The sequence below is a fragment of the Pseudomonas lundensis genome, assembly GCF_002269125.1.
Classification (GTDB): domain Bacteria; phylum Pseudomonadota; class Gammaproteobacteria; order Pseudomonadales; family Pseudomonadaceae; genus Aquipseudomonas; species Aquipseudomonas lundensis_A.
Genome location: NZ_NQKI01000006.1, coordinates 80,451 through 99,639, shown reverse-complemented (window position 1 = coordinate 99,639; position 19,189 = coordinate 80,451). Strand labels below are relative to the sequence as shown.

General features: G+C 57.2%; 32 protein-coding genes. 25 read left to right on the top strand and 7 right to left on the bottom strand.

What is annotated here, in order from left to right:
• Positions 1-40 precede the first annotated feature (40 nt).
• Complete coding sequence (locus tag CJF39_RS23630; protein ID WP_024013555.1) at positions 41-235, top strand: ECs_2282 family putative zinc-binding protein; 195 nt, start codon at positions 41-43, stop codon at positions 233-235.
• Between the two features lie 584 nt (positions 236-819).
• Positions 820-1,128 carry a DUF1654 domain-containing protein gene (locus CJF39_RS05990; RefSeq protein WP_094987795.1) on the top strand — a complete coding sequence of 103 codons (309 nt, stop codon included), beginning with the start codon at positions 820-822 and terminating at the stop codon, positions 1,126-1,128.
• Positions 1,129-1,177: 49 nt separating this feature from the next.
• Here CJF39_RS05990 and CJF39_RS05985 read toward each other — a convergent pair whose 3' ends face one another.
• The 6 genes from CJF39_RS05985 to CJF39_RS05960 all read right to left on the bottom strand — a co-directional run bounded on the left by CJF39_RS05985 (position 1,178) and on the right by CJF39_RS05960 (position 4,755).
• Positions 1,178-1,834: a hypothetical protein gene (locus CJF39_RS05985; RefSeq protein WP_094988681.1), complete on the bottom strand. Its 657-nt coding sequence runs from the start codon at positions 1,832-1,834 to the stop codon at positions 1,178-1,180.
• Between the two features lie 105 nt (positions 1,835-1,939).
• The gene (locus tag CJF39_RS05980) at positions 1,940-2,266 is read right to left on the bottom strand and encodes a DUF2388 domain-containing protein (protein WP_094992590.1); all 327 of its coding nucleotides are present in this window, start codon (positions 2,264-2,266) and stop codon (positions 1,940-1,942) included.
• Positions 2,267-2,359: 93 nt separating this feature from the next.
• Positions 2,360-3,115 carry a DUF1828 domain-containing protein gene (locus CJF39_RS05975; protein ID WP_094992589.1) on the bottom strand — a complete coding sequence of 252 codons (756 nt, stop codon included), beginning with the start codon at positions 3,113-3,115 and terminating at the stop codon, positions 2,360-2,362.
• Complete coding sequence (locus CJF39_RS05970; protein ID WP_094992588.1) at positions 3,112-3,630, bottom strand: hypothetical protein; 519 nt, start codon at positions 3,628-3,630, stop codon at positions 3,112-3,114. The genes CJF39_RS05975 and CJF39_RS05970 overlap by 4 nt, the downstream gene beginning before the upstream one ends.
• Before the next feature lie 53 nt (positions 3,631-3,683).
• On the bottom strand, positions 3,684-3,920 hold the full coding sequence (locus CJF39_RS23260; protein ID WP_094992587.1) for a hypothetical protein: 237 nt from the start codon (positions 3,918-3,920) through the stop codon (positions 3,684-3,686).
• Between the two features lie 4 nt (positions 3,921-3,924).
• Positions 3,925-4,755 carry an XRE family transcriptional regulator gene (locus CJF39_RS05960; RefSeq protein ID WP_048375914.1) on the bottom strand — a complete coding sequence of 277 codons (831 nt, stop codon included), beginning with the start codon at positions 4,753-4,755 and terminating at the stop codon, positions 3,925-3,927.
• Between the two features lie 103 nt (positions 4,756-4,858).
• Between CJF39_RS05960 and CJF39_RS05955 the strand changes: the two genes are divergently transcribed.
• The 15 genes from CJF39_RS05955 to CJF39_RS05885 all read left to right on the top strand — a co-directional run bounded on the left by CJF39_RS05955 (position 4,859) and on the right by CJF39_RS05885 (position 12,389).
• A complete protein-coding gene (locus CJF39_RS05955) occupies positions 4,859-5,083 on the top strand; it encodes a helix-turn-helix transcriptional regulator (RefSeq protein WP_047274381.1) in 225 nt (74 codons plus the stop codon).
• 30 nt (positions 5,084-5,113) lie between these two features.
• Complete coding sequence (locus CJF39_RS05950) at positions 5,114-5,314, top strand: hypothetical protein (RefSeq protein ID WP_034120602.1); 201 nt, start codon at positions 5,114-5,116, stop codon at positions 5,312-5,314.
• A gap of 19 nt (positions 5,315-5,333) precedes the next feature.
• Positions 5,334-5,546 carry a hypothetical protein gene (locus CJF39_RS05945; RefSeq protein ID WP_094992586.1) on the top strand — a complete coding sequence of 71 codons (213 nt, stop codon included), beginning with the start codon at positions 5,334-5,336 and terminating at the stop codon, positions 5,544-5,546.
• Positions 5,547-5,628: 82 nt separating this feature from the next.
• Positions 5,629-5,850, top strand: coding sequence for a hypothetical protein (locus CJF39_RS05940; RefSeq protein ID WP_094992585.1), 222 nt, complete (start codon positions 5,629-5,631; stop codon positions 5,848-5,850).
• A complete protein-coding gene (locus CJF39_RS05935) occupies positions 5,847-6,854 on the top strand; it encodes a replication protein (RefSeq protein WP_047282139.1) in 1,008 nt (335 codons plus the stop codon). Before CJF39_RS05940 ends, CJF39_RS05935 begins: the two co-directional genes overlap by 4 nt.
• A complete protein-coding gene (gene dnaB, locus CJF39_RS05930; protein WP_024013548.1) occupies positions 6,851-8,191 on the top strand; it encodes a replicative DNA helicase in 1,341 nt (446 codons plus the stop codon). Before CJF39_RS05935 ends, dnaB begins: the two co-directional genes overlap by 4 nt.
• Entirely contained in the window at positions 8,191-8,844 is a 654-nt protein-coding gene (locus CJF39_RS05925) for a hypothetical protein (protein ID WP_094992584.1), read from the top strand. The genes dnaB and CJF39_RS05925 overlap by 1 nt, the downstream gene beginning before the upstream one ends.
• Positions 8,841-9,029: a DUF1382 family protein gene (locus tag CJF39_RS05920; RefSeq protein WP_094992583.1), complete on the top strand. Its 189-nt coding sequence runs from the start codon at positions 8,841-8,843 to the stop codon at positions 9,027-9,029. The genes CJF39_RS05925 and CJF39_RS05920 overlap by 4 nt, the downstream gene beginning before the upstream one ends.
• Positions 9,026-9,346, top strand: coding sequence for a hypothetical protein (locus tag CJF39_RS05915; protein WP_047274393.1), 321 nt, complete (start codon positions 9,026-9,028; stop codon positions 9,344-9,346). The genes CJF39_RS05920 and CJF39_RS05915 overlap by 4 nt, the downstream gene beginning before the upstream one ends.
• Positions 9,343-9,900: an ead/Ea22-like family protein gene (locus tag CJF39_RS05910; RefSeq protein WP_094988691.1), complete on the top strand. Its 558-nt coding sequence runs from the start codon at positions 9,343-9,345 to the stop codon at positions 9,898-9,900. Before CJF39_RS05915 ends, CJF39_RS05910 begins: the two co-directional genes overlap by 4 nt.
• The gene (locus CJF39_RS05905) at positions 9,897-10,127 is read left to right on the top strand and encodes a hypothetical protein (RefSeq protein ID WP_048375922.1); all 231 of its coding nucleotides are present in this window, start codon (positions 9,897-9,899) and stop codon (positions 10,125-10,127) included. Before CJF39_RS05910 ends, CJF39_RS05905 begins: the two co-directional genes overlap by 4 nt.
• The gene (locus tag CJF39_RS05900; RefSeq protein WP_094992582.1) at positions 10,120-10,707 is read left to right on the top strand and encodes a DUF1367 family protein; all 588 of its coding nucleotides are present in this window, start codon (positions 10,120-10,122) and stop codon (positions 10,705-10,707) included. The genes CJF39_RS05905 and CJF39_RS05900 overlap by 8 nt, the downstream gene beginning before the upstream one ends.
• Positions 10,704-11,303 (top strand): recombination protein NinG, encoded by a 600-nt coding sequence (locus CJF39_RS05895; protein WP_094988693.1) that lies wholly within the window; start codon positions 10,704-10,706, stop codon positions 11,301-11,303. The genes CJF39_RS05900 and CJF39_RS05895 overlap by 4 nt, the downstream gene beginning before the upstream one ends.
• Positions 11,300-11,845 (top strand): hypothetical protein, encoded by a 546-nt coding sequence (locus CJF39_RS05890; RefSeq protein WP_094992581.1) that lies wholly within the window; start codon positions 11,300-11,302, stop codon positions 11,843-11,845. Before CJF39_RS05895 ends, CJF39_RS05890 begins: the two co-directional genes overlap by 4 nt.
• A gap of 202 nt (positions 11,846-12,047) precedes the next feature.
• Positions 12,048-12,389 (top strand): hypothetical protein, encoded by a 342-nt coding sequence (locus CJF39_RS05885; RefSeq protein ID WP_048375928.1) that lies wholly within the window; start codon positions 12,048-12,050, stop codon positions 12,387-12,389.
• On the opposite strand, the gene CJF39_RS05880 is transcribed toward CJF39_RS05885, so the two are convergent.
• Positions 12,386-12,838 (bottom strand): hypothetical protein, encoded by a 453-nt coding sequence (locus CJF39_RS05880; RefSeq protein WP_048375930.1) that lies wholly within the window; start codon positions 12,836-12,838, stop codon positions 12,386-12,388. The two genes, CJF39_RS05885 and CJF39_RS05880, sit on opposite strands and share 4 nt — an antisense overlap.
• Positions 12,839-12,932: 94 nt before the next feature.
• Between CJF39_RS05880 and CJF39_RS05875 the strand changes: the two genes are divergently transcribed.
• The 8 genes from CJF39_RS05875 (at position 12,933) to CJF39_RS05840 (ending at position 19,187) form a co-directional block, all read left to right on the top strand.
• Positions 12,933-13,304, top strand: a complete 372-nt coding sequence (locus tag CJF39_RS05875) for a putative holin (RefSeq protein WP_048375931.1) — start codon at positions 12,933-12,935, stop codon at positions 13,302-13,304.
• Entirely contained in the window at positions 13,297-13,581 is a 285-nt protein-coding gene (locus CJF39_RS05870) for a phage holin family protein (protein WP_094992580.1), read from the top strand. The genes CJF39_RS05875 and CJF39_RS05870 overlap by 8 nt, the downstream gene beginning before the upstream one ends.
• Before the next feature lie 56 nt (positions 13,582-13,637).
• Complete coding sequence (locus CJF39_RS05865) at positions 13,638-13,943, top strand: hypothetical protein (protein WP_212555976.1); 306 nt, start codon at positions 13,638-13,640, stop codon at positions 13,941-13,943.
• A 71-nt stretch (positions 13,944-14,014) separates the two neighbouring features.
• Positions 14,015-14,557, top strand: a complete 543-nt coding sequence (locus CJF39_RS05860; protein ID WP_094992579.1) for an HGGxSTG domain-containing protein — start codon at positions 14,015-14,017, stop codon at positions 14,555-14,557.
• Complete coding sequence (locus CJF39_RS05855) at positions 14,520-15,800, top strand: terminase large subunit domain-containing protein (RefSeq protein ID WP_170942645.1); 1,281 nt, start codon at positions 14,520-14,522, stop codon at positions 15,798-15,800. Before CJF39_RS05860 ends, CJF39_RS05855 begins: the two co-directional genes overlap by 38 nt.
• Before the next feature lie 2 nt (positions 15,801-15,802).
• Positions 15,803-17,179: a DUF4055 domain-containing protein gene (locus CJF39_RS05850; protein WP_094992578.1), complete on the top strand. Its 1,377-nt coding sequence runs from the start codon at positions 15,803-15,805 to the stop codon at positions 17,177-17,179.
• Positions 17,180-18,295, top strand: a complete 1,116-nt coding sequence (locus tag CJF39_RS05845; protein WP_094992577.1) for a hypothetical protein — start codon at positions 17,180-17,182, stop codon at positions 18,293-18,295.
• 154 nt (positions 18,296-18,449) lie between these two features.
• The gene (locus CJF39_RS05840; RefSeq protein WP_094992576.1) at positions 18,450-19,187 is read left to right on the top strand and encodes a DUF6651 domain-containing protein; all 738 of its coding nucleotides are present in this window, start codon (positions 18,450-18,452) and stop codon (positions 19,185-19,187) included.
• Positions 19,188-19,189 lie beyond the last annotated feature (2 nt).

The window sequence follows — 19,189 nt, the reverse complement described above, 5'->3', positions numbered from 1 at the left end:
CTAGCCTCTCCAGTCCCTACAACCGTTGAGGCAATACCGCATGAACATAGAGCTTCAGTGCAGCAAGTGCGGCTGCAAAGACTTCCAGCACCCCGACGACCTGAACGACGAGTCGACCATCACATGCAACGACTGTGGCGCATCCGCCCCCTACGGCGAGGTGAGAGAGCAGGCCATCACCAAGGCGAAGGAGTTCATCGACGGGAAACTCGGGAATCTGTTTAAGGGCAGCTAGGTCGGCTCGCATGGATTCAATTAGTGCGATTGTTTTTGTCGCATCAACATCAATGTGAAGCTGCATCTGCTTCTCCTGCTTTCCGCGTGGCCCTGAGATAGGGCCACCTGGAGAGCATCCGGCCCACACTCGGCGGGCCGGTAATCTCTATTCCTTGCATAGGCCAACGGTCGCTTTCCCGTTGATGACTTTCAGCGCGACAGGGGATCAAGGTCCCAAGGCCAGACGCTTACTTGCCACCACGCAGCCTCTCCAGCTGCGCCCTCCGAATGAGGTCTCCTATGCCCAGCGCCGACATTAGGTCGAATCGCTGCGTACCGTTGCGCGGTACGTCCGCTGGCTATGCATCGGCCAGCTCGGCGTTCATCAAGTTTTTAAAGAGCGGCGAGCCGTGAGGCCCTGGCGAGTCCCTGTTGGGTGACTCGATGGGGTGAACTATCACGCATCGTGTTTATTTCGTCAACACAAAATGTGATTTATTTTTGCAAATAAACACGGCCGAAATCTGTTTACGCCTGCTACATGGTCGAGCTATGATTTTTCTACTACTGGTTATATGTACAGCAAAGGAGGAGTGTATGGGTATGGCGCAGGCGAAGGCGAAACCAGCAGTACGAGTTGAGATGTCCGGAGTGGAACGCCTGGGGCTGCGAGTTTCAGGAATGATCAATCACCCATTTTCGCAAGAGCGGCGCTGGGTGAAGATTCATCGGCTGGATACCGACGGGGATAGGGAGTGGGGCGAGGTAATGGGCTTGCTGGCCGAGACGGACGGCATCGACATTACCTTCAACGATGACGAGACGGTGACGCTAAGGTGGGAAGCAAGCGCGGATGATGAGCGCCCAATTGAAGTGGTCGAGGCGGTAGAGGAGGAGCCAGCGCCTTTCTGATAGGCATAAAAAGCCCGCTCAGTGGCGGGCTTCGAGGCTTCACGAAAGACTAGCTTTTCGCGTCGCTATCTTTTTCTGGAGGGGGAGGCGAGATGCTTTTCCTGAAGTCTTCGGCGACGGGCTTGGAGAGCCCTTTGTTCTCGCCAAAGGCAGTTTTCACGGCATCATCAGCGGCAAGAAACTTCTCAATTTTTCCTTTTGCGCCTTTGGATTCATCGATCTTCTTCTGAAGTGTGGCTATCAGATCATCTGAAGCAGAAGCGAACCTTTTATGCTTCCACTCCCTTTCTGAAGATGAGGCCTCGTGGAGTTCCTTGGTGGCCCGATCATATGCTTCCTGGGCGTTACTCTCCTCCACCATAAGGCGGACCCTAGCGGAAGCGAGTCTTGTCATTGCCTTGCACCCGTCAATGAATGCGAGCGCTACATCTCTGTCAGCAGGGCGGTGAGACCAGTCCACCGAGGCCAGCTTGCCAGCCTCTTTATCCAGTGACTCCAATGTGCCGGATGCGCGACTCGAGTACTCAGCAAGGGTTATGCCATCCTCATCCCGAGCAGAAATCTGCCTTTCGAATAAAACCGCCGATGCCTGAACCGCGCTTAATGCCTGGCTGCTCTCTTGGTGACTCTGGTAGGCGCCCCACCCAAACCAGCAGCAGACTGCGACCAGGGCGGCGATAGAAATCCCTACTATTGAAGCCTTCATCCTTAAGCTCTCCATATGAAAGGCCCGCACTTTACCATTCGTGGCGCACAGCCACCATTTATGGCAGGGATGTTCCGCTACAACACTTCCGCCGCCAAGGAAGACTCAGGGGAGTACTGCAATCGCCAGGGCCAGTTGCGTGTCTGACATAAGCGGCGGTGCGCTGGTCGAGCGGTAGTATCTGGAGGCCTGCTCAAACTGGGCCCCGCGAATCTCTCCGTCCGAACCAATGAACGCCAGGGCGTCGGTCTTGGCTGACTTGAAAACCTCTGGCGGCTCGGTCGTGAGAGACGTGGTAGCCCCAATTAAAAGGGTCGGCGCGCAAATGGTCAGAAATATCGCGGCAGCGATAGGGTTGGCGTCGTCACCTGACACGGCCTGCGTGCTAACCGATATTAGTAGGGCAGCTGCCAATGTCTTCCGTAAGTCCATTCTTCGATGCGTCCATTGCGATCTGAGAACGCTACCTTAACAGGGCAGGGGATCGCCAGATACAAGAAGCCCGGCGCTGGGCCGGGCTCGGGTTTAGGCGGCAAATGCCTGGATCAGGTGGGTTGACCCCGTATAGATAACCACCTCTGCAGCATCAGCAAGCGCTGTAGCGGCCTTCCGATTGTCATCCTCGTCGCCAGGCTCAAGAACAACCTTTCTGTGTGTATTGCCGTGGGCGTTTTTGATATCGAGCATTTTACCAACGGCCCGATATACCAGGCTCCAGTCTACCTTTCCGTGCTTGGTTGGGATCGTCTGAATCAGAGTTGTCTCCCGATCCTCTCCCGTAATAGCAAATGGCAAAGTTAGTTGGTGTCCGCTGGCGCCGATGATATGGAAATCGGTTTTCAAGCTGGCAGCGAATGCCGAGCGAAGTGCCGTTTCGACCACCCGATCAAACCGCGAGATAGGCGATGGACGGAGCTTGTTGCAAGCGAAGCTGACGTGCTCCGCTGCTTCTATGAAGCGGGCCAGGTAATAGGCGAGCTGATCTTCGCTGCACGATTTGAAAATTTCACCGTCATCCGAAAGCTCAAGACCGCTCATTTCCACAAGCTCGGCCAGCTTTCGGCCTTTTGCGGCGGTTGGCTTCACGCCATGGGTGATCGCGGCAAACAGCGTGTCGGCGTTATCGCTTATGCGCACATTCCCGTTTCCAAGATTTTGGACGTACGCGCCTATTAAATTTCCATCGAAAGCCAGAGTCAGCGGCGACTCCAGATAGAAGACGTCATCCGTGACTGGCTTGCACTTAAAGCCGAGCTGGCTGCTGATTAATGTGCAATTCATACGATTAGATCCATTTGTCCTGATTCGGGAAGCTCTATTCTTGGGGCTCCAGCAATGTTCGCTTTCGTCAAGAATAGACCCCAAAGCTCCTGAACAGTAGTGCTATTCAGCGGTTCGGCATAACCGTAGCTGCTTTCGGGAATTGGAATGTGCAGATGAGGAAAATCAATTGAGCGCTGGTATTGAGGAAGCCCGACGCCGACTTTGTTTAGGTGTGATCCGTGGCCGTTGTCATCGATAGCTATGACCCTGGATTTGTTCACGATGAACGTAATCGAGATAGTATCTCTCACACCGGGCACGGAGCTTTTTTTGTAGTAAAGCTCGACAAACCAGTCCTCAGCGAATTTTGTTTGTGTCTCGTCGAGCGCGAGAGAGACCCGGAAACTATAAGGTGCAGGAAACCGTTTTGTTGAAGACGATTTCCAGTCAAAAACCACGCCCTTCGGCCAGATTTTTTTGGCGTTAACCGCCAGCATTGCATCATCGTAAGGAATGGTTTTAGGCTGCGCCATCTAAAGTCTTGCTCCGTGCATTGTTTGACCGCTACAAATCCCCGTCACGCCACCTACTCAGTCTTCCCCCGCACAATCCCCGCTCCGACCTCATCCGCATACCCCGCCAGCCGATCCTCCCCAGCATGAAACACAGTGCACATCTTCAGTACCGCCTGCGCATCCGCCTCATTCCCGGACTGACTCAACCAGTCAGTGATCCGCCCCAAATCGACAGCCGACCACTTCAGGTCTGAGGCGATGCCCTGTAGGTAGCGCTTGAGGTCTTGGCTTGGCTTGGTGAGGGGCATGGCATTACACCAAGTTGGCATTCCAGACGAGGAGCACGCGCGCCTGGATGTAGGTCTCATCGATAAAAATGTCCTCGGCTTTGTGCTTACGGTTGTCCGAGATCATCTTGAATTTGTCTTTCCCCTTCATCTGCAGGCGCTTGATGTACTGGAAGCCCTGATAGGAGAAGAAGTAAATCCCGTCGCCGATGAATTCCTTGATGCTGACATCGACCAGTAGCGGATCGCCATGCTTGATGGTTGGCGTCATGGACTGCCCCCAGCCGGTGATCATCTTCAGATGGAAGTGCTCTTTGAACTCGACGCCCATGGCTCGGAGCTTGGAGGGGCTGACGCGCACGTCCTGGAGCATCTCGGGGAAATCATGAGCAATTTCGCCGCCGCCCAAAGCTCCGCGCACGTCGTAGTGAGCAATCCATACCTCGTCCCCAACAAGGCCGGGGCGGGAGAAGTCCACCGTGACGACGTTGCTGTCTGCAGTATCCGCTACGGCAATAATTTTCTGCTTCAAAGCCTCCGGCACATTCTTCCCGCTCTTGGCGAGCATTGCCCGGACTGCATCGGCGGCGCTGCCTGGGGCGACCGAGGTCTGCGCAGTCTCAAAGCTGAGGGGGCTAAGGTCGGCTGGTGGTGTGCTTAGCAGTAGCTGTGCGTCATCAATTCTGAGCGCTTTGGCTATCGCGGAGATGTCAGCCAGGTTTGGCTCTCTGGTCCCCGCCTCGTAATTACCCACTCTCGACTGAGACTTCCAGCCGCAAGCATCTGCCAACTGGGCCTGGGAGAGGCCAGCTTCTTTCCTGAGGCGCTTTATGCGCTGCGCTAAAGATTCGTTCATTCGCGGGATTCAATCACGAATTGAAATACCCGGCTTTCACTTATTGTGTTTGCCTTTAACACGATGCGTGTTTATCCTGTGTTTAATTATGAAGGAGCACCAGATGAATCAAGTCCGAATGATCCGCGAGAGGGCTGGCGTCACACAGGCAGCGCTGCGCCGGGCGCTCGGCTGGAATCAATCCCGCCTGGCGAATTACGAGTCCGGTCTTCGTTGCCCAGGGCTCAGCGAGGCCCGACTCATCGTCAACGCCTTAAATGTGCTCGGCGCGGAGTGCGAGCTGGATGACGCCTTCCCTCCCGAAAAACAGCCATTAACAGCCGCTTAAACCCAATTCATCAGCCAGGAGCATCGACGTATGTACATGGACCCCAATCAAAAGCGCGCCATTCCGGTGAAGGTTCGTTTCGAACCAGTGCTTGATCGGATTCTGCGTAAAGCTGCCAGCAAGACCCGTATGCAGCACGCCACATATCTCTACGAAATCATCGAGTGGGCAGTTTCCAACGGCGTCATCGAAGAGCTCATGCAGGACAAACAGGAAGATATCGCGGGCTGAAGCCCCTTTGGAGGGCCAAATGACCGTAGAGCTCGAAAGGCTGCCGCCCAAAACGCGACAGCGGGTAGAGGAGTTGATGCGCGCGAATGGCTGGAGTTTCAGCCGCGCCATCAACGAGATAACAGAAACAGCTATCGCCAGCGGGGCTTTTGCCCAGGTCGGCAAGAAGAAGGCGCAGGTCCTTCAGTTGGTTACCCCAATGAGGGCCTCAGGCAGGGACTCTTCCGGGTAATCCAGAGGGCCTCTGCCAAATTCGTGACGAAAAAAAGCCGGGGTAGTGACCCGGCTCTCTTAAAACGCTTGTGGAGCAAATCATGCACCAATCAATCCAAACGATCAATACCCCGGCCAGTGTCGCGCCACGTTTTCTGCAATCGCAAAACGTGTCGCGCTGCAATTTCCATCTCGATGCAGCAATGAGCGCAGCGAAGCAGATTCGCTTCCAGTACTCCAAGCCATCCAAAAATAAGCTCGTGCGCGAATGCCTTGATCATCTCCAGGCTTTCCTGGCGTCGTCGGAAGGCGCTCACCCATGAACAATGTCATTCCTCTCAAAATCACCGGGGGTTTCACCCGGATGGAAAACAAGCTCATCGAAGCCTTGATGGTTGTCGATCTGCCTGGGCGAGAGCTGAAGGTTGCACTGTACGTGGCCAGAGCCACCATAGGCTTCCATGTGCCCGAAGCTCGCATCCAGGCTACCGAGATATCCAAGGCGACCAACATTCATCCTGACGTCGCTTCCAAGGCCATCAGTCACTTGCTCAAGCGCCGGGTTCTCTACCGCGTTGGCGGAGCCCGTGGCGATATCGGTATCAGCGACCCCTCTGAATGGATCTTCTACGACATCAAAAATGAATGTCCGAATCAGACCATATCGTCCGACTCGGATCATTCGGCCCGAGTCGTCAGCATTGCGAGACAGACCAAATCCGACGACTCCCTTCTTTATACAAAGAAAGAACCCCTAGTAACTGTTTCTACGAAACAGATTACTGCCCCCCAAGGGGCGGAACCCACCCAGCCTGAAATCAAAACCGAAAAGCCAGCAGCTCTGGTTTCGTTCGATGGTGAAGATTTCGAAGTCGACGCCACCCTGATCACCAAGTGGGCGGAAGCCTACTCGCCGACCGACGTCGAGGCGGAGATCAAGCGTGCCGCCGCCTGGGCCAGTGGGAGCAAGCCGAAAAAGGACTGGCGCCGCTTCCTGGTCAACTGGCTGGGCCGCGAATTCAAGAAGAATCCAAGTGGCGCGTCTGAGGCCGGTGTCCCGGTGGACAAGATCATCGACCTGTACCACAAGGTCTGCCCAAATCTGCCGGCCGTCACCGTGGCGAGCGACAAGGTTTTGCGCAGCATGATCGCCGAGCGCTGGAACGAGTCGCCGGCTCACCAGAGCGGGCAGGGCTTCTGGCTCCCGTTCTTCCAGAAAGCAAACAACCGGAGCCAGGTGTTCTTCCGTGGCGCCAACGTCGCGCCGCGTCTTGAGGCCCTCGTTAGTCGCGCAGTCTTTCGCGAAGTGTCGGAGGCAGCCCAATGATGGAACTTCAAAGTCTTGAAGCCGAGCACGGCGTCTTGGGCGCAATGCTTCGCCAGCCTCACTTGATCGACGTTCTCAGCGAGGACCTGGCTGCGGCCGCCTTTGCGTGGGAAGACAACGCTGATCTTTATCGTCTGATCCTTGAGCTGCACGCCGATGGGCATCCAATCGACGTCATCACGCTGAGTGACCGCCGCGCCGAACTGCCTAGCGGCACCCGTGTCATGGCTTACGCGGGCGAGATACAGGCCAACACACCGAGCGTGGCCAACGCCAAAGCGTACGCACAGATCATCCGCGACCGCGCCGTATGCCGGCTGATGTCCTCTGCTGCCGACCGCATCAATGAGCTCGCGCACGAAGAGGCCAGCATCGAGGACAAGATTTCACTCGCCCAATCAATCGTCCTTGGCCTCGACAGCAGCGGCAGTGAAGGTGAATGCCAGATGGTCGGTGACATCCTCATGGCGCACGTCGAGATTCTGCAGGATCGACTCGACAAGTTCGCAGCAGGCGTGACCTTTGACGGTCTCGGTACCGGTATCCCTGATCTGGATGGATTCACGCAAGGGTTGAAGTCCGGCCAGATGATCGTTGTTGCCGGGCGCCCTGCAATGGGCAAGACAACCCTAGCGATGAACATCGCGGCAGACGTGGCCATCAACCAGAAAAAACCGGTTCTGGTCATTAGTCTGGAAATGAGCAAGACCCAGCTCATGGATCGCCTGCTCGCCGCCGTCGGAGGCATACCGCTTCCGTCGCTGAAAACCGGTGAGTGCAGCAACGACTACGTGACAGAGCTGAACGCTGCCGTGCTTAGGCTTCGCGATGCACCGATAGCGGTGTCCGACGTGCCGGTCATGACCATGCCCCGCATCCGCTCAATTGCCCGTCGTCAGTCCCACCGCATGGGTGGGCTTGGCCTTGTGGTTATCGATTACCTCGGGCTCGTCGAGGGAGAGGGCAAGGGTCGTACCGAAGACGTTACAGCCATGTCCCGCCAGATCAAGCTATTGGCTCGCGAGCTGGATTGCCCGGTGATCATCCTATCCCAGCTCAATCGTGGCTGTGAGGGCCGTCCAGACAAACGTCCGGTGCTCAGCGATCTGCGCGAGTCGGGCGCCATCGAGCAGGACGCTGACATCGTCATGTTCGTGTACAGGGACGAGGTCTATCACCCGAACACTCAGGACAAAGGCATTGGCGAAATTCTCATCCGCAAAAACCGGGATGGCGAAATTGGCATGGTTCCGACCGCCTTCCAGGGCGCCAAGTCGCGCTTCCTTCCGCTGGCAAACCACGCCCGCCAAGACAACGTCGTGAAGGTGAATTTCTGATGAGAGAGCGCAGAACGATCTATCACCATAACGGCTACCGGCTTCGCTCCTACACCGAGCTTATGTGGGCCCGCCTGTTGGAAGCGTCCGGAATCTTTTACCTGTACGAGCCGGATCTTGTCCGCGTCGACGAGGGTTACTACCTCCCGGACTTCTGGCTGCCGAACGCGGGCATTTACCTTGAAGTGAAAGGCAAGGAGCCAACGCCTGAAGAAATCCAGAAGGCTGATGCAGTCATGGCGCGGACCGGCAAAGAGGTCATGTTTCTTATCGGGTTGCCTGAGTCCGACCGTGGCGGGCTGTTCAATTGCGGACTCCTTATGCGTGGCGCGAACGGCTGGCGCCACAACATCTCCCCCATCGATCTCCAATGCCTGGTTCGCGATCACGTCAGCCCCGAAGCAGCGGCGCGCATGTCCCTTTCAGTCCAGAAGGACGACATGGATTACGTACGGCCAATCGGCGAAATCATGGAGGAAATGTTCCTGGCTCGCGCGGACCGCTCAGACATGGAGCGCGTGCTCCGCGAAACGCATGCCGAGGCAAACGCCCAGCGCTTGACCCTCATGCCGGAGCCAACCATTTGCGAGACCGCACTGAAAGCATTTCTCGACCGCCAGCTATTTCGGACTTCTCAGCGAGGTGCAGCATGAAACGAGCAAACCCAGCACAGCTAAGGCAATCCCTTGAGATGGCGAACACCATGGTCAAGCACGGAATACGTTTCGTGTGCATACCGGTGGTGGATGAGGCCGACGGTATGAATCTGGCCAGTCAGGCCGCCGAGCGCATGGAGCGCATGGCATTGATCGCAGAAGCAGCGGAGCAGCGGACATGACCGACAAGATGCGTGAAGAGTTTGAAGCCTCGGTGCTGAGCGAATACCCCAATCAAAACATGGGCAAATTCGCCACCGGCGAGTACCAAAGCACCACGATTGAGCATTGCTGGTGGGCATGGAAGAAATCCCGCGAGGTGCTGGTGATTGAGTTGCCCCAGATCGTTGGGTACGAGGCCGGTTACGACTCGATCCGCGAAAACGAATACGCCTCACAAAGCAGCGAGCTTTTCGATGCTGATGAGGTGTTTGCTCTGTGTCGCAGCATTGAGGTTCGTGAAGCCATCGAAGCCGCTGGCGTGAAGGTGAAGTCATGACCGACAACACCGAACTGAAACGTCTGGCCGAAGCTGCAACGGCAGGACCTTGGAGTATGTGCGGCGAAGCTGACGGCAGCCAAGGCTTTGAGATTATCCAGGACATTTGGAATGAGCACGGAACCCACACCGGCAAAGATGTAGTGGTCTACGAGTGGAGTGATGAAAGTGACCCTTTGGGTGTTATCCATCGCGCGGATGCTGAGTTCATCGCTGCTGCCAATCCGGTCGCAGTCTTGGCCTTGATCGCCGATAGCAATCGCCTCGAAAGCGAAGCCGTTTATGCTGCTGCCGGTTTCAATGCGGCGCGCGAAGAGATCGCCAAGATCCACGCCGAAGTAGCCGGCCTACGCACCGGCTACGAAGCCTACGAGCGGGTGAATGCTGAGCTGAAGGCTGAGGTTGATGGGCTGCGCAAGTCCCTACTGGATGCAGCCGAAGAAATTGATGCATGGGGCTCATACGCAAGTGATTACTTCCAGGAAAAGCATGACCTTGCTGGCTGCGTAGCAAAGTTCCATGCGGCCGCCATGGGCAAGGGAGAGCAGTCATGACCCTGGATTCAATCGCTTTGTGGCTTGGCTACGGCTCAATGATTGTTGGCGCCGTGCTGCTGATCACGTCGATGCTCTTCGTTGGCGGTTGCGCGTTTGCTGCGGTCGCCAACAAGAGCCTTCGCGCGCTGATCCGCATCTACGACCTCAAGACCCTGCGCGCAACCATGCGCCAGCTTGAGGCTGAGGGGAAAGTGAGTATGAAGACGGGGGTGAAAAATGGCTGAGGTCGCTCTTATTCGTACCGCCCAAGGCCTCGTGCCAGCCACTGAAGCTGATCGCGAGCTGACCCAGAAGTGGAAGCTGGGCCAGGTCATCCACGGCAAATTCACCAAAATGCGCAACGCAAAATTTCATGGCAAGTTCTTCTCCATGCTGGATCTGGCTTGGGAGTATTGGGAGCCGGTTGGCGGCCTGATTCCTCGGCAAGAGCTCCGCGGGATTCAAGGGTTGGCCAAGTTCTTCGAAGCGCAAAGCGGTAAGCCTGGGCAGCTGTCGGATGCTGTGGCTGCGTACATCTCAGGCCTTGAGTCTTCGCGCGCGGATCGCTTTCCCGTGGTGGACAAAAGCCGTGAAGCATTTCGCGAATGGGTAACGATCGAGGCGGGACACTTCCACCTGGTGCACACCCCTGAAGGCGTTCGCAAAGAAGCCAAGTCAATCAGTTGGTCGAGCATGGATGATCTGGCATTTGAGCCGCTGTATCGCGACGTTTTCAATGCCTGTTGGCGGCTGGTGTTGTCGGCGCACTTCGAAGCGGAGCAGGACGCCTTGAGTGCTGCTGATCAGATCGGGAGCTATGCATGAGTCTCGCAGTAAAGCAGCCTCGTCCAAAGATGTGTAAGAACCCGGCATGCGGTATTAGCTTCCAGCCGCAGCGCTTGGGGCAGGCAGTTTGCAGTCCGGCCTGTGCGTTGGCCATCAAGGACGTGAATCAGCAGAAGGCCCGCAAGTCGCTGGCTCAGGTCGAGCGCAAAGAGATCAAGGTTCGCAAGGAGAAGCTGAAGTCACGTAGCGACCACATGAAAGACGCCCAGCAGGCTTTCAACGAGTTCATCCGGTGGCGGGACCGGTCGGCGGGCCGTGCGTGCATCTCCAGCGGCCGGCCGCTGGATTGGAGCGGCAACCAGACAGATGCTGGCCACTATCGCAGCGTCGGCTCGGCACCGCACCTCCGCTTCGATGAGCGCAACTGCCATGCACAAAGCAAGCAGGACAACCGGTTTCTGTCTGGCAATGCCGTGGATTACCGGATCGGGCTGATCGCCAGGATCGGGCTGGCTGCCGTCGAAGCGCTCGAGGCTGACCAGTCGGTGAAGAAATACACGATCGATGAGCTGAAGGCGCTGACCGCGCATTACCGGGCGCTGACCAGAGAACTGAAGAAAGGAGAGGCGGCATGACTTACAGAAATGTTGTGGCAGCAGTAGTCCGGGCCCTGGCCGCCGAAACGATCAACTCCGCCGGCGGCTGCGACTTCGAGCCAAAGGTGCAGTGCGCCAAGCAGAAGGGGGAGATCGTCGGGAAGGAGGCTGCATTCCTCGTCGACTGCATGGTTCACGCAAGGCTTCGTGCCCAGCTCGCCCCTGATCATTGGAATGCGCTGGTCGCCCAGTACTCGACCCACGCGGAGCGCAAACACGCCGCGATAATCTTGATTGCCAAGGCCATTAGGTCGCCAGCGCCGGAGCGATTCAGACATGCGGCCGTCGTGACATGGGCTATGCCCAAGCTCCCAGGTCAGGAGAGCAAGCGCTCAACTAGCGTCCTGCCTGCGGGCTGGTATTCGATGGATAACTGGCTAGATGATCCGGTACCCGAGCGCACCCAATACCGCTGGAAGTCCGCCATCTGCAAGGACCTGCGGCGCAGAGTTGATGAGGCGCTGAGTGAGGCTCAGGGCATTCTGGATGGGGAAGGGTTGATTGCTCAAAATGCTGCTTGACGGATAGTGGCAGAATGGCATAGATTAATGCCTATCTTGTCCTTCTTGCGTGTTAAGAATGACAACAAAGAACCCGGCCACTGTGTCGGGTTTTTTTGTGCCCACGATTTACCCAAACCCCTCGGAACCTCTGCCTGCAAGTTCAACGAGGGCCTCATTAGTGTCTCTGCATGCGCAGGGCATTTGCTTTCGGAGTTCGGCGATGAAGAGTGAATACCGCTGCCTGGTTGAAATGATTATTAGCGACGAGCGGAAGTTGGCCGAGGCGACGAAGCTCCATGCGGAGGCGCTGGAGCGCTTTCAGAAGGCTGCAGAAACACTTGTCGCTGTCAGTAAGCGCCTTGACTCCAGGCGTATAGAGCTGAGCCGGTTAGATGAGCTGCTTGATCGGGCTCGTCCGGCGAGTGGTGGCGGTAAAGCGGCGCCCCAGGATCTCGCTCCGACCGATGGTGGTGCTGAGATCCGGGCGCTCAGGGGAGACGTCAAGTCGCTGCAAGCGTCTGTACGGCTGCTCTGTCGGGAAAGCGTGAGAACCGAGATCTAAAGTTCGGTGCTCTTTGTAAGCACTCGCATGCCGATGGACAAAGCCTGATTCAGAGCCTCCTTGGCCATCTCCTTGGCTCCGCTCTTGGTGGCGGTGGAGAGCTTTTCTCCAAGGGTCTCGCTGCCGAGTGATGGCTTTGGTACGTGCTTAAGCGCCTGAAGTCCGAGCGAGGTCAGTACGTAGGTACAGGAGAAATGACCGTTATCTTTGCGCAGCACAAATCCTGACTGGACCAGCCAAGCCAAAGTCGCCTCAAAGAAATCGGTTTCCGGGTCGCGCTCTCCGGCGGTTTCGGAAGTTCCAGTCACAGGGTCATAGTCCAGGATTTCGACCTCGGCGAGGCCTGCAGTCCGGGGCGATACACCTGTGTGCACAGGGAATGCTTCATACAGGTGGGCGAGTATGTCTGCGCTCATCTCATCAAAACGCTCGATATTTGTTTTTGCCATGGCTCGGTCCATCGTCTTGCTGTAGGGGCGTCGACGATAGCACGGAGCCATACGCCCGCCTTTGTGCGGGTTTTTTCTTTGTGGAGTATCAACGATGGCCGAACCGAGTACCGGTGCGCTGGCGGTGACGGCTGCTGTTGGCATGACCACTGCCAGCCTTATCCCTGGAATTGATGTAAATGCAGTGGTCGGGGCTTTTGCCGGTGCCATGTTCTTTGTGGTATTTGCCAGAGAGCTGACGCCCTGGTCGCGCTTCGGTTACTTCCTTGCCTCTTGGGTGCTGGGCTATTACGTGTCGAGCGAGGTGATGGGCCGCAACTGGGCCAACACCTCGGGTCTGGTGGCCTTCTTCGGCGCACTGTTTTGCGTGGTGATCTGCATCAGCCTGTTGGAGTGGGTTCAAGGCGGAAAGACGCCTGGCTGGTTGCGCTTCATCGCTGACCGCTTTGGAGGTCGCAATGGTTGACCCTTGGACGTTAATTGCAGGCGCCCTGTGTGGCGCCATTTGCTACCGCATTGCGGCTTATCGCCGTGACGGTGCTCGGTACCGCGCAGGAGTGTCATGGCTGGCTTACTTGCTGGCCGTTGGCACAGGGTGCGAGTCACTACTTATCACGTTGTCGGTGATGTTTTCCAAGCCCGTGCCGACGGTGTCGCCTTTCCTGTTGATGGTACTGATTGTTCTGTCGGTACTGGTATATCGCGCTCGGGGCAATGTCGCTCGCATTCTGCGGATGGATTGAGCCGCGCCACGTTTTCGAATGCGCCAAATCGTGGCGCGCAATTGTGAGGGATTTGTATGAGCGTCAAGGTGCTGGAGTTCAAGCGGCCCAACGATCCTCACTCTTCCGGTGAAGCCATCTGCTCCCAATGCAAGCATGAATGGGTGGCTGTAGCGCCGGCGGGCCAGCGGAATCTTGAGTGCCCGGCCTGTAGTTCGCACCGAGGCGTATTCAAGTGGCCCTATGGGCCATCTGAAGGCGATGAGAGCTATCAGTGCAATTGCGGCTCCGAAGACTTCTTCATCATGCGCCGGGGCAAGCAGGCCAATGGCGCGGTGTACTGCCGTGGTTGCGGCACAGAGGCAACTGGATGGTTTGAATAACCATTGAATGACGTTCGAACGACGTTGAATGAACACCCTTTCGCGAAACACCCCATGAATGAGGCAAGCCCATGGCCCAATGCGGCGCTAAAACGCGCTCAGGGGAACCATGCAAGCGACACGCTGTTCCGGGTTCCTCTAAGTGCAAGTTACACGGCGGGGCTGCGTCTAAAGCCAATAAGGCGAATAAGCACGCCGCCAAGCCCGGCTCTATCTATAGCCAGTTCCTGACCGATGAAGAGAACAACCTACTTGCCAGCATTGAGCTGGGTCGGGTTGATGACGAGCTGCGTTTGACGCGCATTCGATTGATGCGTGTGCTAAGTCGTGAGAATGAGTTCGGCAATGAGCTGGAGATTGACAGCGAAAAGATCGAAGACGGCGAGAAGGCGACTACCAGTAAGGTGCGCGACTACTCAGGTTTAATCGACCGGCTGACCGCCAGAGTCGAGAGCCTAGAGCGCACGAAAGAAGACCTTGAGACTCGTCGTCTCACCAACGAGAAGCTGCGCCGCGAGCTGGAAGACCCGAATAAGGGTTTGCCTGAACCCAAGCAAGTCATCATCGGGGTAGAAGATGCAAGCCGTCCTGATGCTGAACAAGCCGCAGTTTGAGTTCATCAAGAGTCACAAAAAGTTCATGGCGTTCGTCGGAGGTTATCGCAGCGGCAAGACGTTCGTGGGGTGTGTGCGAATGTGCGTCAACGCGCTGGAGTTCCCCGGCATTCCGCAGGGCTACTTCGCGCCGACCTATCCGCAGATCACCGACATTTTCTTTGACACCATGCCGGGCGTGGCCGAAGCGTTCGGCTTGTTCGCGGACATTGTGGCCAGCAAGAAGCGCGTTTACCTGCGCGACAACCGGGGCCGATGCTTGAGCACCATTGTGTGCAAGAGCATGGAGCACCCGCACCGCATCGTCGGCTTCAACATTGCGCATGCGCTGGTCGATGAGATCGACTGTATGCCGATCAAGAAGGCTGACAGCGCCTGGAAGAAGATTATCGCCCGCATGTCCACGGTTTGGCCTGGGCGCGATCAGAACACCATCGACGTTACGACGACGCCAGAAGGGTTCAACTGGGTTCACCGCAAGTTCGTCAAGGAGCTGGTCGACGAGCCTGAGCAGCGCGAGTTCTACGGGATTGTCCATGCCAGCACACGGCAGAACGCCAAAAACCTGCCAGTTGACTACATCCCGTCCCTGCGCAAGTCGTACCCGGCCAATCTGGTGGACGCTTACATCGATGGCCTATTCGTCAACCTGACCTCCGGGTCGGTCTACCCGAACTTTTGCCGGGTGAAGAATCACACCTACGAGACGATCCGCCCTGGTGAGCCTCTGCACATCGGAATGGACTTCAACATCAACCGCATGGCGGCCTGCGTGTTCGTTCTGCGCGGTGGCCAAGCCCTGCTGCTGGATGAGATCACCAAGCTATTCGACACGCCTGCAATGATTGTGGCCATCAAGCAGCGTTTTCAGGGTCACAACATCACCGTTTACCCGGATGCCAGCGGGAAGAACCGCAAGAGCGTGAACGGCAGCGAGTCGGATCACGCGTTGCTTCGGCAGGCTGGATTCAATCTACAGGTCAATCCTTCGAACCCATTTGTTCGCGATCGAGTGTTGTCGGTCAACGCCCAGTTCCTGAATGGCGACGGCGAGAGAGCTTTGCTGATCAATACCAACCGCTGCCCGCACACCACGCAAGTGCTGGAGCAGCAGGCATATACCGAACAAGGCGAGCCAGCCAAGGATGGGACGGAAGACCCGGCCGATGCCTTCGGTTACTTCGTCGTCTATCGCTTCCCTATCCACGTTGCCACAACATCCACCCAGCCTCTGAGAATGTAATCATGTCCAACGACCCAAGCATCACACTGGATGCCGTAGACCAGATGAGCTCCTATTGGGACGTGATTACGCCTCTGATGGGCGGGACGCTGGCCATGCGTGCGGCTCCGGCTTTACTGCCTAAGTACCCGGCAGAAGACGATGAGGTTTACAAAGAGCGTTTGCGCCTGTCCACGCTGCTGCCTGCCTACTCCGAGACGGTCGGAAACATGACCTCCCGCGTGTTCGCTGAGCCGCTGCAACTGGGTGACGACGTGCCTGAGCAGGTCGTGGAGCTGGCCAGCAACATCGACAACGCGAACAACGACATCAACGCTTGGTCGGTGGACTTCTTTCGGGAAGGTCTCAGCCACGGCTTGTGTCACGCGTTCGTTGACCACCAGAAGGCGGAAGGTGTTCGCACTCAGGCCGATGAGAAGGCAGCCGGGGTTCGCCCTTACGTCGTCATGGTGAAGCCTGAGCAGGTTTGCGGGTGGCGCGTGCGTGATGGCGTACTGAGCCAGGTGCGTTACCGCGAAATGATCGAAGAGTCTGACGGAGACTTCGGCACCAAACGCGTCGCACAGATTCGCGTGCTGGAGCCTGGCAAGTGGACGACCTACCGCAAGCCTAATGAGGGTGGCGTATGGGCGATTCACGATCAGGGGACAACCAACCTTAGCGTAATCCCCTGGGTGACGTTCTACACAGGGCGCACAGGCTTTATGACGGCTAAGCCGCCGCTGCTGGAGCTGGCCCACCTCAACATCAAGCACTGGCAGAGCCAGAGCGACCAAGACAACATCCTGCATGTGATCCGCGTGCCTATTCTGGTGCGTATCGGCGTGCAGGCCCAGTACGACAATCAAGGGAAGGTAATCCCGCCTGAGTTCAAGGTGGGCACCGGGGCGCTTACGGACCTGCCCATTAACGGCGACATGAAGTATGTCGAGCACACCGGCAAGGCTGTCGATGCCGGACGTCAGGCTTTGTTAGACCTGATTGCGGAAATGCGTATGGCTGGAGCAAAGCTGCTCACGCCTGACAAGTCTGCCACCAAAACGGCCACGCAGGCCGAAGAAGAGGCTGCGCAGGATCTTTCCCCACTGTCGCGCATGGCGAACCACTTCGCCGACTGCCTGGCTCAGCTGCTCCAGTTCATGGCCGACTACCGAAGCCTGGGCGAGGGTGGCACGGTTGAGATGCGCGGCAGCTTCGACGTGGATTACATGCCCGAAGTGTCACTGCCCACGCTGGTGGCCATGGCGAACGCTGGCATGATTTCCAAGGAAACACTGTTCACTGAAATGCAGCGGCGCGGTGTGATCAGCGATGAATACGACTGGGCTGATGAGCTGGAAAAGATCGACTCACAAGGGCCAGCGCTCGGGGAGCTGTAAATGGCAACCGTCAACGAGCAGATGCAGGCAGCCTCCATCGGCCACGCGGTAGACCTTCAACACCTCAGCAATGCCGAGGTTCGCAAGGTTATGCGGCTGCTCAATAGCGTGGACGCTGATCTGCGTGTAAAGCTGATAGAAGCGATTGAGCGTCTTGGGCCTGACTCATACACGACCAGACACTTAAACACCGTCTTGGCCTCTGTGTACGAGCTGAATAAGTCGGTTTACGCCTCGATTGGCGAAGCTATGGCCGAATCTGTTGTGAGCATTGGTCAGTACGAGGCTGGCTATCAGGGCGCGTTGTTCGCCAAGGTTATCCCTGCGCAGGTACTGGCTCAGGTCCGCCTGAGCACTGTAAGTCTTGCCCAAGTGCGTGGCATTGCGCTTGCTCGGCCATTCCAAGGGCGCTTGCTCAAGGAGTGGATGGGCGACCTTGAGGCGGGCCGGGCTGCAAAGATCCGCGACAGCATTCGCATGGGGATGGTCGAGGGACAAACCACAGGCCAGATCGTGCGCCGCATCATGGGCACCAAGGCTCAGGGCTATGCTGACGGGATCATCGAGCGCAGCCGTCGCGACGTAGAGTCGATGGTCCGCACGGCTATTAGCCACACGGCGCAGGGCGTGCGCGAGTCCTACTACAAGGCTAACAGCGACATTGTTGCTGAGGTTAGCTGGCTAAGCACGCTGGATGGTAGGACTAGCGCCCCTTGCAGGCTGCGCGACCGCCTCATTTACACCAATGACGACGATCACGCCCCTGTTGGCCACAAGGTGCCCTGGCTCAGCGGGCCGGGCAAACTGCACTGGTGCTGCCGCTCGACTTCAACCCCGATCATCGCAAGCTATGAAGCCTTGAAGCAGGCCAAGGGGCTGCCAGAAGGTGTCAGGGCTAGCATGGATGGTCAGGTGCCGCAGTCAACGAACTATGGCGAATGGATCAAGTCGCAGGGCGCGGCAAGGCAGGATCAGGTGTTAGGCCCGGCGCGCGGCAAGCTGCTGCGTGATGGTGGTCTCGACCTCGATCAGTTCTACAACGACAAGGGCAAGCTGCTCACCCTTGATCAGCTACGCGAGCAGGACGCCGCGGCATTCGGCCGGGCGGGCTTGTAGTTTTCCGCGCCACGTTTAACGCGCTCACAAAACGTAGCGCGCACTTTCACAGCCTCGGCCATTGCCGGGGCTTTTTATTGCCTGTCTGTTCGGATGAGCGGGGCGCACTGGGCCGGATGGCCCGACAACTGGCCGGATGGCCTAGAGAGACGAAATGAAGCTGAAGCTCGATGAAAACGGCAACGCGGTTCTGCAAGATGGCAAGCCTGTCTATGTCCATGAGGACGGCAAAGAGGTGGCATTTGATGCTCCTGGCACCGTGGCCACCATCACGCGCCTGAACTCCGAAGCCAAGGGCCACCGCGAGCGCGCCGATAATGCTGAGAAGGCCGTAAAGGCTTTTGAAGGCATCGACGATCCGGCCGCAGCCAAAAAAGCCCTGGCAACCGTAGCCAATCTCGACGCCAAAACACTGGTGGATGCCGGTGAAATCGAGAAGGTTAAAGCCGAAATCAGTAAAGCCTTCCAGCTCCAGTTGGACGAAGTGACCGGCAAGGCGCAGACCTTCGAGCAGCAGCTGTATGCCGAGAAGATCGGCGGCAGCTTCTCCCGCTCGAAGTTCATCGCCGACAAGCTGGCTGTTCCGGCTGACATGGTTCAAGCCACGTTCGGGCAAAACCTGAAAGTTGAAGACGGCAAGGTGGTCGCTTACGACGCCCAAGGTCAGAAGATTTTCAGTCGCGCACGCCCTGGTGAGCTGGCCGACTTCGACGAAGCTATCGAAACACTCGTCTCGCAGTACCCGCACCGCGACCACATCCTGAAGAGTTCCGGCGCCATTGGCGGCGGCGCTCAGAACGGCGGTGGCAACAACCAAAACACCAAGGGCAATTTTGGCGGGGGCAAAGACGACCGAGTCGCCGCTATCAAGGCCATGACCGCAACCAGTTAAGG

What these genes read in the sequence shown, in the direction of transcription:
- CJF39_RS05970 (WP_094992588.1), bottom strand. Translation starts at nt 3,630, where the DNA reads ATGGCGCAGCCTAAAACCATTCCTTACGATGATGCAATGCTGGCGGTT.
- CJF39_RS05875 (WP_048375931.1), top strand. Translation starts at nt 12,933, where the DNA reads ATGGCCGAACCGAGTACCGGTGCGCTGGCGGTGACGGCTGCTGTTGGC.
- CJF39_RS05920 (WP_094992583.1), top strand. Translation starts at nt 8,841, where the DNA reads ATGAAACGAGCAAACCCAGCACAGCTAAGGCAATCCCTTGAGATGGCG.
- CJF39_RS05975 (WP_094992589.1), bottom strand. Translation starts at nt 3,115, where the DNA reads ATGAATTGCACATTAATCAGCAGCCAGCTCGGCTTTAAGTGCAAGCCA.
- CJF39_RS05885 (WP_048375928.1), top strand. Translation starts at nt 12,048, where the DNA reads ATGAAGAGTGAATACCGCTGCCTGGTTGAAATGATTATTAGCGACGAG.
- CJF39_RS05955 (WP_047274381.1), top strand. Translation starts at nt 4,859, where the DNA reads ATGAATCAAGTCCGAATGATCCGCGAGAGGGCTGGCGTCACACAGGCA.
- CJF39_RS05950 (WP_034120602.1), top strand. Translation starts at nt 5,114, where the DNA reads ATGTACATGGACCCCAATCAAAAGCGCGCCATTCCGGTGAAGGTTCGT.
- CJF39_RS05940 (WP_094992585.1), top strand. Translation starts at nt 5,629, where the DNA reads ATGCACCAATCAATCCAAACGATCAATACCCCGGCCAGTGTCGCGCCA.
- CJF39_RS05860 (WP_094992579.1), top strand. Translation starts at nt 14,015, where the DNA reads ATGGCCCAATGCGGCGCTAAAACGCGCTCAGGGGAACCATGCAAGCGA.
- CJF39_RS05840 (WP_094992576.1), top strand. Translation starts at nt 18,450, where the DNA reads ATGAAGCTGAAGCTCGATGAAAACGGCAACGCGGTTCTGCAAGATGGC.
- CJF39_RS05910 (WP_094988691.1), top strand. Translation starts at nt 9,343, where the DNA reads ATGACCGACAACACCGAACTGAAACGTCTGGCCGAAGCTGCAACGGCA.
- CJF39_RS05935 (WP_047282139.1), top strand. Translation starts at nt 5,847, where the DNA reads ATGAACAATGTCATTCCTCTCAAAATCACCGGGGGTTTCACCCGGATG.
- CJF39_RS05925 (WP_094992584.1), top strand. Translation starts at nt 8,191, where the DNA reads ATGAGAGAGCGCAGAACGATCTATCACCATAACGGCTACCGGCTTCGC.
- CJF39_RS05980 (WP_094992590.1), bottom strand. Translation starts at nt 2,266, where the DNA reads ATGGACTTACGGAAGACATTGGCAGCTGCCCTACTAATATCGGTTAGC.
- CJF39_RS05985 (WP_094988681.1), bottom strand. Translation starts at nt 1,834, where the DNA reads ATGAAGGCTTCAATAGTAGGGATTTCTATCGCCGCCCTGGTCGCAGTC.
- CJF39_RS05865 (WP_212555976.1), top strand. Translation starts at nt 13,638, where the DNA reads ATGAGCGTCAAGGTGCTGGAGTTCAAGCGGCCCAACGATCCTCACTCT.
- CJF39_RS05845 (WP_094992577.1), top strand. Translation starts at nt 17,180, where the DNA reads ATGGCAACCGTCAACGAGCAGATGCAGGCAGCCTCCATCGGCCACGCG.
- CJF39_RS05905 (WP_048375922.1), top strand. Translation starts at nt 9,897, where the DNA reads ATGACCCTGGATTCAATCGCTTTGTGGCTTGGCTACGGCTCAATGATT.
- CJF39_RS05850 (WP_094992578.1), top strand. Translation starts at nt 15,803, where the DNA reads ATGTCCAACGACCCAAGCATCACACTGGATGCCGTAGACCAGATGAGC.
- CJF39_RS05870 (WP_094992580.1), top strand. Translation starts at nt 13,297, where the DNA reads ATGGTTGACCCTTGGACGTTAATTGCAGGCGCCCTGTGTGGCGCCATT.
- CJF39_RS05960 (WP_048375914.1), bottom strand. Translation starts at nt 4,755, where the DNA reads ATGAACGAATCTTTAGCGCAGCGCATAAAGCGCCTCAGGAAAGAAGCT.
- CJF39_RS23630 (WP_024013555.1), top strand. Translation starts at nt 41, where the DNA reads ATGAACATAGAGCTTCAGTGCAGCAAGTGCGGCTGCAAAGACTTCCAG.
- CJF39_RS05855 (WP_170942645.1), top strand. Translation starts at nt 14,520, where the DNA reads ATGCAAGCCGTCCTGATGCTGAACAAGCCGCAGTTTGAGTTCATCAAG.
- CJF39_RS05915 (WP_047274393.1), top strand. Translation starts at nt 9,026, where the DNA reads ATGACCGACAAGATGCGTGAAGAGTTTGAAGCCTCGGTGCTGAGCGAA.
- dnaB (WP_024013548.1), top strand. Translation starts at nt 6,851, where the DNA reads ATGATGGAACTTCAAAGTCTTGAAGCCGAGCACGGCGTCTTGGGCGCA.
- CJF39_RS23260 (WP_094992587.1), bottom strand. Translation starts at nt 3,920, where the DNA reads ATGCCCCTCACCAAGCCAAGCCAAGACCTCAAGCGCTACCTACAGGGC.
- CJF39_RS05880 (WP_048375930.1), bottom strand. Translation starts at nt 12,838, where the DNA reads ATGGCAAAAACAAATATCGAGCGTTTTGATGAGATGAGCGCAGACATA.
- CJF39_RS05890 (WP_094992581.1), top strand. Translation starts at nt 11,300, where the DNA reads ATGACTTACAGAAATGTTGTGGCAGCAGTAGTCCGGGCCCTGGCCGCC.
- CJF39_RS05900 (WP_094992582.1), top strand. Translation starts at nt 10,120, where the DNA reads ATGGCTGAGGTCGCTCTTATTCGTACCGCCCAAGGCCTCGTGCCAGCC.
- CJF39_RS05895 (WP_094988693.1), top strand. Translation starts at nt 10,704, where the DNA reads ATGAGTCTCGCAGTAAAGCAGCCTCGTCCAAAGATGTGTAAGAACCCG.
- CJF39_RS05945 (WP_094992586.1), top strand. Translation starts at nt 5,334, where the DNA reads ATGACCGTAGAGCTCGAAAGGCTGCCGCCCAAAACGCGACAGCGGGTA.
- CJF39_RS05990 (WP_094987795.1), top strand. Translation starts at nt 820, where the DNA reads ATGGCGCAGGCGAAGGCGAAACCAGCAGTACGAGTTGAGATGTCCGGA.